Origin of the sequence: Candidatus Cardinium sp. cByotN1 (assembly GCF_022810525.1) — a bacterium.
Taxonomy (GTDB): Bacteria; Bacteroidota; Bacteroidia; order Cytophagales; family Amoebophilaceae; genus Cardinium.
On sequence record NZ_JAACGG010000092.1, the window covers coordinates 1 to 8,483 of the forward strand.

Here is an 8,483-nt window from a genome sequence, read left to right on the forward strand (position 1 = left end):
GATTAGTTGGTATTTATTTTAAAGTTCTATACTTTTTAGGTATCCGTTCACGACTGTGGTTTTTCTTCGAGTATATTGAGCAACTCTTTGGTTTGCGTTCACGCAATTAGTAGAAAATGAATTTTTGTTGTTACTTTTTTCTTAATAAAAAAGGAAAATTCCTTACGGCTTATCGAAAATCACGTATTAGAGCTGTAAAAACAGAGCTCACCCGCTGTGCAAGTTCAAACAACCTATTCTTTCTAATAAGCTCTAATACACAATTAGACTACTATTGATCTAATAAGCTGTCTGTATAATTTTTTATAAACCCAGCCAATGATTCTCCTTCTAGCAGACCTTGGGCCAATAAAGCCAATTGATAGCTCTGCTCTACTAATCCTTTTTGGATAGTCTCGTCACTAGTAGTAAGGATTTTTTTTGCCAAAGGATGATTCCCGTTAATAGCTAATTGCATAGACCGAAATGTCTTTTGTTTAGCTTCACTGCCTTGTGTAAATTGCGCCATACGTTTCAAATGTTCGGAAGTTATAAAGACCACAGGTAGCTCTTCTGGTAACATGGCTGCTACACTCCAAGTGGTTTGCTGAACACCAATAATCTTTTCGTAAATAGCTTTTAAACTTTCTCTTTCCGCTTCTGTAAGGGTATGGGTAATGCTTCCCTCCTTTGGAACTAGATTACCGATAGTATCGGTCTCAATACCTTTGAATTTGACCTTATCCAATTTATATTCCAGAAAATTGATAAAGTTGGTGTCAATCTGGCTATTCAGTACCAATACATCATATTCCTTTTGCTGTGCTGATTGTAAGTAAGTAGCATGTTTGTTAGGATCTGTTGTATAGAGCAAAATCAAGTTACCATCTTTATCAGTTTGGTGGTCAGTTATTTTATCTTTGTATTCAGCTATGGTATAATATTGACCGATTGTGTTTTGCAGCAGTACAATCTCTCTTATCTTTTCATCAAACTTAGGATCTGTTATCATACCATACTTAATGAAAAGGGCAATATCATTCCATTTGGCTTGGTAAGCTTTACGATCTTGCGAGAAAAGTGTTTCCAGCTTTTCTGCAACTTTTTTAGCAATGTACGTATTAATTTTTTTAACATTACTATCTGCCTGTAAAGCACTTCTAGATACATTAAGCGGTATGTCAGGCGAATCAATAATACCATGCAACAAACGTAAAAAGTCTGGAATCACTTCTTTAACATCATTGGTAATGAAAACTTGCCTTGCATAGAGCTGAATGGTTTCTTTTTGCTCAAAGTAGTTAGCTGCTTTAGGAAAATAAAGTACACCTGTTAAGGTAAATGGATAATCAATGCTTAGATGAATCCAAAAAAGTGGCTCTTCTGCAAAAGGATAAAGCTCTTTATAAAATGTAAGATAGTCATCAGGCTGCAAGTCTGCCGGCCGTTTGATCCATAGTGGCATGGTATTATTGATCACTTTTTGATCAAATATGATTTCTATGGGTAAAAAGCGACAATGTTTATCTAATATTGCATGGATACGTTCTGGTTTCAAAAATTCTTCAGCCTCTTCCATAAGATGCAAAATAACTTCTGTTCCTACTTCATCTTTTTCAGTAAACTGTATTTCAAAATTAGTGCTCCCATCACAACTCCAATGGGTTGCTTGAGCACCCGCTTGATAAGACTTTGTAATAATTTCAACTTTTTTAGCTACCATAAAAGCTGAGTAAAAGCCCAAGCCAAAAAAGCCAATGAATTGATTTTGATCTACTTGTTCTTTGTATTTTTCCACAAATGCAGCAGCACCAGAAAAAGCAATTTGGTTAATGTATTGTTTAATTTCATCAGCCGTCATGCCTAATCCTTGGTCTTTAATCGTTAGTGTTTTAGCTGATGCATCAATCCGTACTTCTACCTGTAATTTATCTGTAGCGCCTTCATAAAGGCCCATACCACCTAGCTTTTTTAGTTTTTGAACAGCATCTACACCATTGGCCACTAATTCCCTTAAGAAAATGTCTTGATCAGAGTAAAGAAATTTTTTAATAATCGGAAAGATATGCTCAGTATGCACCGATATAGTTCCTTTTTCGTTCATGATTAATATTAATTAAGTAAAAGTAAACTAACTATACTGTATGTTAATGATGCGATTTAGTCGCTCTTTTTCGCGCATTAGGATCTAATATAGATTTTCGCAAACGAATAGATTTTGGGGTAACTTCTACCCGTTCATCATCTTTTATATAGGTAATGGCCTCTTCTAATGTCATAACAACAGGTGGACTTAACCGAATGGATTCATCTGAGCTTGATGCACGCATATTCGTAAGTTGTTTCCCTTTTAATACATTCACTTCTAAATCATTATCTCTATTGTGTTCCCCTACAATCATGCCACCGTAGACTTTTTCACCTGCACTGATAAACATTTTACCTCGATCAGCTAAATTAAAAAGCGCATAGGCAACCGCATCACCCATACCCATGGAAATAAGTACACCATTACGTCTGCCAGCAATTGCTCCACGGTAGGCACCATAACTATGAAAAGTTCTATTCATGATACCAGTACCCCTAGTTTCAGTAAGAAACGTTCCATAATAACCAATTAAACCGCGCGATGGCCCAACAAAGATAATACGTGTTTTATCCCCTCCCATTGGACGCAGATCTCTCATTTCTGCTTTACGTAAACTCATAGACTCGATAACAGATCCTGAAAATGCATCATCTAATTCTATTTGAATTTCTTCTAGTGGCTCTAATTTTTCACCATTAGACCCTAATTTAATCAATACACGTGGTCTGCCAATAGAAAGTTCAAATCCTTCTCTCCTCATCGTTTCTATCAAAATACCCAATTGTAGCTCACCACGCCCCGCTACTTCAAAAGAGTCTTTATTAGGGCTTTCTGTTACTTGAATCGAGACATTAGATTCTAGTTCACGCATTAGTCTATCACGTATAGCATTGAAGGTGACTTTATTGCCCTCTGTTCCGGCTAATGGAGAATCATTAACGGAAAAGTTTATAGCTAGTGTAGGGGGATCTATAGGAATAGAAGGTATGGCTTTCATCACCGTAGGTGCACAAATCGTATCAGCTACGTTGGCTTGTTGCATGCCTGCAATAGAAACAATATCACCTGCATCTGCGCTTTCAATCGGTATACGATCCATGCCTCGGAAAGCCATAATTTTTGTTACCCTGCCATTTTCTACTACTGTATCGTCTTTGTTAAGTGCTTTTATAGGTTGTTGTACTTTTAAGCTGCCTGTAAATATACGACCTGTGAGCATGCGGCCTAGATAAGGGTCATATTCCCTTGCGGTTATAAGCATGGAAAAGTCACTATTTAGATCGACCGTTGGAGGAGATACATGGTCTAAAATTAAATCAAATAAAGGCGATAAATCTTTTCGCTGGCCATCTAATGTCCTACTGGCCCAACCTGATCTCCCAGAAGCATAGGCAATAGGAAAGTTAAATTGAGCTTCTGTAGCTTCAAGTGCCATAAAAAGTTCTAATATTTCATCTTCAACTTCTCCTACACGTGCATCAGCACGATCAATTTTATTAACTACTACAATAGGACGCAAGCCTAACTTCAATGCTTTACTTAAAACGAACTTAGTTTGAGGCATAGTTCCTTCCGCTGCATCCACCAATAAGACTACGCCATCTACCATACTTAAGATACGCTCTACTTCTCCACCAAAATCAGCATGACCAGGTGTATCTACAATGTTAATGCGCGTATCTTTCCAAACCAAAGAGGTACACTTAGCCAAAATCGTAATACCACGTTCACGCTCTAAATCATTAGAATCCATAACACGGTCGGCCACTTCTTGATGGGCTCTAAATGTTCCACTTTGCTTTAATAAGTTATCTAATAAAGTTGTTTTTCCGTGGTCTACGTGGGCTATAATAGCAATATTACGTAATGGTTGCATGCAATTTTTATAATTTAATGGATTTCTAGGTTACTAGTTTTTTCAAAAAAGCTAATCTCTAAAAAAGAGAGGCCTATTTAATTATTGAATTTTTAGTCTGAAAAACAAGGAATAGGCCTAAGTAGAGAGATTAACTATTTACAAAGATAGATAGAAGATAGCAACTTATCTATAGGACAAAATATTTATAATTTGATTTGAACAATTACACACCTAACACAAGCCTCAAATACATTCATTTAGTATACCGCAGCGCTCGACTACGCTTCTCTTAAAATTTTTTATCAGAAATAGGTTTTACAAACGGCCTATTGTGAATATATAAAGTCAAAGTATTCCTTCGTCAGAAAAACTAAAGTAATTTCTGTCTGTAAATATAATATGGTCTAGAACCGTTACATCCAGTAATTGCGCAGCATTTTTAAGAGATTTGGTTAGGTCGATATCAGTAGTACTGGGCGTAGTATTACCAGAAGGATGGTTGTGTGCTAGTATAAGTGAAACAGCCTGATGATCTAGAACTAATCTAAATAACAATTTAGCATCTACAATTGTTCTACTTATACCTCCACTACTGATTTTAATTTTTTTAATCAGATAATTGGCTCTATTGAGTAACAAGACCCAAAACTCTTCTACAGATTTATCCGTTAAATCTGGTTGTAATAGCTTATAAGCTTTAAAAGAACTGTTAACCAATACCCTGTTGTTAACTGGCTCGCAAGCACGCCTGCGCGTAAGCTCCATAGCACAAACAATAGATACCGCTTTTGCTTCTCCTATACCTTTAAATCGACATAATTCCTGCACAGAACGCTTGGCCAGTTCTTGAAGACTATTTCCGTTAGATTTTAAGATATGTTGTGCCAAGGCTACAACGCTGATATTACGGGTACCAGAGCCTATAAGAACAGCTAAAAGCTCAGCATCAGTTAAGCCAGCGGCGCCTTTTTGGAGTAGTTTTTCTCTTGGTCGATCCTCTGGTGCCCAGTCATGTATTTTGAGCGGAAGTGTTGTATATATCTCCCGTGCCATATCCCTTAAGCTATTTAGGCTACAGCTACAGTTAACCTATTTACATGTTTAGAAAGCCTAGCTTTACTATGGGCACTTTTATTTTTATGCACTATATTTTTTGCTGCAAGCTTATCTAGCATAGAAAAAACCTTAGGTAACAACTGCTCTGCAGCGGTTTTATCTGTTAACTTACTAACCCTTTTTATAAAGGTTCTACATGTTTTTAGCTGATAACGATTACGAAGATACTTAGTACGGCTTGATCGTATTCGCTTCTCGGCTGATTTGTGATTGGCCATATAAAAAATTTAATTGTATTAAAATTATTACAGTATTGATCGTCTTGAATAGATTTTTTAAAATAAGTTTACTGCAAGATACTACTTTTTTATATATGATTCAATTATGTGATTAGAATGATATACCCAACCGAAGCCCAGGTCGTTCTTGGGATCGGGTGCTAATACCCACAAATAAATAGTCTGTAAACATATACTGCATGTTTATAGCCATACTGCCACGTTTGCTCAATACATTTGATAAACTGTGTTCATCAGAAGCTTGCACGGTCAGTTTTGTTGAATCAGTCAATTCAAACCCTAGCTGTAGTTGCAATAAACAACGACCATAACGGATCTCATGACCTAATAAAGCAGTTAACTCTATACCTTCTGCTGCCAGCATGCTAGCTAACAAAGTTTTTTTATAGTTATTATGTCCTAACTCTAGAGAAACTACTAGGCCGTTATGAGGGTTAATAGCAAAACTTAATGATGAAGATCCCCTAAAAATCATATAGCTTTTTTGGGTTGCTGGAAGCCACCTATTATTAACCATTAGACTACAATCTATTCTACTATTTTTTTGTTTTCTATAACGAATTTGATTGAAAACCAGATTATAAAAATTATTTGCATGGCTTATATACCGGATACCTACAGTAGCTAAAGGGGCTAGTTTTATGATACTAGCATCATTCTCGGAATTTAATAGCTTAATCATGCTATCAAGCTGCTCCATTTCACTTACACTCTTTGTATTGGGTTTACGCTTTATCGTTTTAATCGACCAATTCATCAATAAGCCTATACCAAAATTAAGCTGCCAAGCAGGTGCAAACAACCAGTGGTAGGTAATTTCTTTTGTTGCCACAACACTATAATTTGGTTGAGGATCCACCAGCATCAATGCACCTTTTTTAATTCCACCTATACTAATTCTGTGCCCCCATCTAGTCAGATTGGTGTTAGATTCATACAGTTCTATATACCCCAAAATACCCCATATGTTGGGAAATTTAAGTTTTTGCGCTTTTTGAAAGGTATATGGGAATAAAAAAGATAATCCAATTCTTGGGTAGGCATCCAGCCGACGAGCAAAAAAAGGATGAAGAAATAACATGTCTAAATCAATCGTAGTAGGTAGGAGTATTAATAGTTTTTCATCTCTTTTATGTACCATACATCCAGATCGCAATTGTATAGAACGTGGATAAGGATACCAATGTTTATTGATTTTTGCCGTACTGGACAATGTGTTTATATTAGTAGCATCTTCCTGACTAGCTTTTGTTGCATAAGGAATCAACCCAAAGATAGACCAAAAAAAGGGCAGTAGATAATGATATAAAGTGGTTGTTTTCAACGTATATGAAATTAAAAATGAAGGATACTTAATTCAAATCCCATAGGCAACAGCTTTTGCCATCGGAAGAATATATTAACATTTTTTTGTTCAGAGAATGGGGAAATACTTTTTTCAACATATTAAAACAGTTTATTTGTTTGGCATGGTCTTTTGTGCGCTTCCCTCACCAGTTTGGCCTTGGGGTTTTTTTGCACACAAGCATATTAATCGGTATGCTATTACTACGCTACCACCAGCTATGTTTGCTTTTTATAAAACACATCTAAGATTCTTGACCGAAAAATCTGTAAATCCAGATAAACGTAGATATGTAGTCAAAGATGAAGCTTCAAAACATTTTATAGATGTTGAGATCTATCGCTCTAGCCTAGTAAATAGGCCAAAGCTTTTGCTCAGCCAAGCTGTAGCAACATATGGTCATAAAATACTAGAGACACATGGCAGCCTGCCTTGGGCTATACTAGATGTACATAAAGCACTAACAACTGCTTTCAAAGATAAAGATATAGCTAAAATTCTAAAACTCTCAGCAGATTTAGGCCATTATGTTGCCGATGCACATGTTCCTTTGCATACTACACAAAACTATAATGGACAAATAACCAGTCAAGAAGGCATTCATGCTTTATGGGAAACCCGCTTACCTCTTTTATTTTTTGATACCTATAATCTCTTTGTAGGGCAAGCCATTTATATTGAGGATCTCTTAACCCATATCTGGAATATTCTACTACAGTCTCATGCTTTGGTTGATAAAGTATTAGCATTGGAAAAGCAACTTTCACTCACATACCCTGCTATAGAAAAGTATAGCTTTGAACAAGATGGCAATCTTTTAAAAAAAGAATACGCCCTTGCCTTTGCTACCGCTTACCACCAAGCATTACAAGGCCAAGTTGAAGAACGTTTGAAACAATCCATCATAGAAGTAGGTAACTTCTGGTTAACTGCTTGGGTGAATGCAGGTTCGCCTAACCTAAATGATATAAGGATAAAGCTACCTATGCAAGATGAAGAAGATAAACTGCTACAAGAAGGAATCATTTTAAAAGGAATTAGGGAGTGTGGGGAAGAAAAATAGTTGTATGTTTAATAACTTTTGTAAGGCAGCGCAGAAACTGTCCGGGCCGAAACAGTTTCGGTTTTTACTACTAGGTTGAACAGACAATGGTAGGGTCGAGAAACGGCGCGGTAGTTTTACCCCCGTTTCCATCTCCCGCCTCATCAAACGCAGCATACAAATTTCCCTTACTACTCTTTCCTGATCCCTTCTTATCATCGCCTATGGCCTATCTACTAACGTGAGTTCGGGATTAGATTATTTTTTTTATATACTTTATTTTCATGTCTAGTTTTAAATTAATATATTAATACGTCAGTTAGCATTCTTTGTTATCGTTCTTTAAGCTTGAGGTGTATACATTCAGGCCTATGGCAGCATACCAAAAAAAGATAAAACGCCCCTTGTAAAATAGTTGCTACCAGAAAGCAAATCTTACAGCTGAAATAGAAAAATAGCCTGTTCGAAGCCCGCGTAGCCGGCAAGTTCTGTTTTTCCAGCTGTAAGAAGCGATTCCAGCGGCTTTTTACCCAGGGCTTGATTTTTTGTCCACTTCTTTATCAAGAAAAAAGTGGTATACACCATATTGTTTATCATTCAAAAAAATATATAACTTCCTTAAGTTGACGCCATTGTTTGTTCAGCCTAGTGATACGAAGCAGTTTTTATACCACTTTTTGACCAAGCAAAAAAAGCCATGTAACTTATAATAAAAACTATCTACCTTGCAGGGTGTAACATTTATACCTCAAAAAAAGGAATAAAACATGGAAAAAATTACTCCAAAAGTAGATGTCGCCTTCAAAAAAATATTT

The 8,483-nt window shown here is 36.3% G+C and carries 6 protein-coding genes; 1 reads left to right on the forward strand and 5 read right to left on the reverse strand.

Translation table 11 applies throughout. From position 1 onward, the window contains the following. Positions 1-271: 271 nt before the first annotated feature. The 5 genes from htpG to MUW73_RS02690 form a co-directional block, all read right to left on the reverse strand. A complete protein-coding gene (htpG, locus tag MUW73_RS02670) occupies positions 272-2,083 on the reverse strand; it encodes a molecular chaperone HtpG (protein WP_243018711.1) in 1,812 nt (603 codons plus the stop codon). 43 nt (positions 2,084-2,126) lie between these two features. Continuing rightward, positions 2,127-3,944 carry a translational GTPase TypA gene (gene typA / locus MUW73_RS02675; RefSeq protein WP_243018712.1) on the reverse strand — a complete coding sequence of 606 codons (1,818 nt, stop codon included), beginning with the start codon at positions 3,942-3,944 and terminating at the stop codon, positions 2,127-2,129. 327 nt (positions 3,945-4,271) lie between these two features. Further along, positions 4,272-4,979 (reverse strand): RadC family protein, encoded by a 708-nt coding sequence (gene radC / locus MUW73_RS02680; RefSeq protein WP_243018713.1) that lies wholly within the window; start codon positions 4,977-4,979, stop codon positions 4,272-4,274. A gap of 14 nt (positions 4,980-4,993) precedes the next feature. Continuing rightward, positions 4,994-5,260 (reverse strand): 30S ribosomal protein S20, encoded by a 267-nt coding sequence (gene rpsT / locus MUW73_RS02685; protein ID WP_243018714.1) that lies wholly within the window; start codon positions 5,258-5,260, stop codon positions 4,994-4,996. A 112-nt stretch (positions 5,261-5,372) separates the two neighbouring features. Beyond that, a complete protein-coding gene (locus tag MUW73_RS02690; RefSeq protein ID WP_243018715.1) occupies positions 5,373-6,605 on the reverse strand; it encodes a hypothetical protein in 1,233 nt (410 codons plus the stop codon). 97 nt (positions 6,606-6,702) lie between these two features. On the opposite strand from MUW73_RS02690, the gene MUW73_RS02695 reads away from it, so the two are divergent. Next, a complete protein-coding gene (locus tag MUW73_RS02695; RefSeq protein WP_243018716.1) occupies positions 6,703-7,689 on the forward strand; it encodes a zinc dependent phospholipase C family protein in 987 nt (328 codons plus the stop codon). Positions 7,690-8,483 lie beyond the last annotated feature (794 nt).